We start from the raw sequence: 2037 nt of genomic DNA, 5'->3' as shown, positions 1-2037 counted from the left end.
CTATCTGACTATCTGACTATCAAAGATAGTTTACGCCCCCGCAATTCAGTCAAGTTACCTCTAAGGCCATACTATATTTAAAGGCCTCTAATCACAGCATATTAAATTAACTGACTCTCTTCCATAATGAGACTACAGTCATACTATCCAATATAACTACGCTCTAGGCCTCACTATAAAGTGCACTTTATATCTAAGACTTAAAATCAGGAAACTAAATCGGATCCGAATTCGATAGGAGGAATGGTTAACGCTACATATCACAGTAATTAGCGAAGTGATTTAATGAATTTTGTAAGATTTCGCAGCAAGCATGAGTTTGTTATGGATTTAAGCAAACCTTTTCATAAACCTTAACATCTTATGCAGATTCATTGTTAGGACCTGATGACCCTGACGGCTGTAGATATATTATTTCCGGGCCCTCAAGATAGCTAGCCTTAATCTTTGCAGGTACAAAAACTTTACATCACCTTGCTTACAAAATACGCGAGTTCAATCCTATACCGATATTTCATTAAGGCAACTTAAAATAGCAAGAAAAGGTGAGACGGGTGCTTCAGTGATTAAATACCATAACTGCTCAATAGGAGGCTTGTGCAATGACTTGGTCACAACGAATGAATTGGGCAATTGAACATATAGAGAGCAACTTGGATAACGATCTTAGTATTGACGACATAGCTAAGGTGGCATGTTGTTCGAGATATCACTTCCATCGCATGTTCTTTGCTTATTTTAAGATTACCTGTGCCGAGTATATCAGGAGGAGAAAACTAACCTTAGCAGCCGTTGAGTTATTGAATACGAATGAAAGTATTGTCGATATTGCGCTCAAATTCGGCTATAAGTCCCCCAATGCATTTACTCGTGCATTTAGAAATATACATGGAATAAATCCGAGCAATGCTCGAAAGGGAGGCAGTTCGCTTTCTTCATATAAGAGAGCTTTCATCCCTGAAGACGATAAGGCAGGTGAATCTATGAACTACAAAATAATTGAAGTGCCAGAATTCAATTTAATAGGTAGAAGCAAAAGCTTTGAGTTCGAAAGCTTTGTAAAGAGTGGACCTAAATTCTGGAAAGAGTATGTGGGGTCAAAAGACTATGAAAAGCTTATTCAACTAAATAACGGTAGACCATGTCCAATCACAAACTCCCCTTTACTCTCAGCTTATTTTCCAAAAGAAAATGGGAAGCAGGATGAGTTTTTGGATGTTTTAGGTGTTGAAACATCAAGTCGAGATAGATTAAAAGGATTTGAAACTTTTACAATCCCCTCCTCAACTTACGCAGAATTCAATTGCACATATAAAGCTTCCATGAAAACTAACCGATATATATATGGCTCATGGTTTTCCTCAACTGGTTTTGAAAGAGAGCATAACAAGCCTGACATAGTCGCATATTTCCCTATACCATTTCGGCCAATGAATGAGATGTGTGTTCGTTGGTGGATACCTGTTACTACGCAAGCAATAAATAAAACTGGCGATATATCATGATGCAAAAGGTTAACCACAATGGCTGCAGCGAATACGTTTCCCTTGCGCAAGAGACGTGTAAAAGGTTAGCGACAGCAAACGAAGTGAGTGCGCTCTTTTTACGCAAGGTGAAATGAGTTGGTTTAACAAGTGATGAGGGGCTAATGACCCAATAAGTTCCGATTATGAGCGACTTTAAATGATGCTGAGAGAATCTTCCTCATCAACGTTGAAAGTTGCTTGTTTCACCTTGCGCAAGGGTGACGAATGACCGAAACAAAGTTTCGCAGCATGAGGAAGTGAGCGCATGGATGCGCGATGGGACCCTGCTTCAGGGATGAATTAAGTGCAAAAGGTTAGCGACAGCGAACGAAGTGAGCACGCTTCTTTTGCGCAAGGTGAAATGAGCCGGTTTAGCTGTTGCTAAGGGACTTAAACGCAAAAAACCCGTCGCATTGCTGCAACGGGTTTCTTTAATTGCCCGGGGCAACCTTTGCTGGCGATGGTCCGGCCGACGGCCAGAGGCCTCGCGTTCAGTCGGTGGAAAGTGAAA

At 40.7% G+C, this 2037-nt stretch carries 1 protein-coding gene; it reads left to right on the top strand.

The window, feature by feature from the left end; translation table 11 throughout:
- Window positions 1-602: 602 nt before the first annotated feature.
- The gene (locus tag N475_RS24945) at window positions 603-1505 is read left to right on the top strand and encodes an AraC family transcriptional regulator (protein WP_063366145.1); all 903 of its coding nucleotides are present in this window, start codon (window positions 603-605) and stop codon (window positions 1503-1505) included.
- Window positions 1506-2037: the final 532 nt, after the last annotated feature.

Origin of the sequence: Pseudoalteromonas luteoviolacea DSM 6061, from assembly GCF_001625655.1 — a bacterium.
Lineage (GTDB): Bacteria > Pseudomonadota > Gammaproteobacteria > Enterobacterales > Alteromonadaceae > Pseudoalteromonas > Pseudoalteromonas luteoviolacea.
Note: the sequence above shows the minus strand (reverse complement) of the source record. Positions and strands in the feature narration are given on the sequence as shown.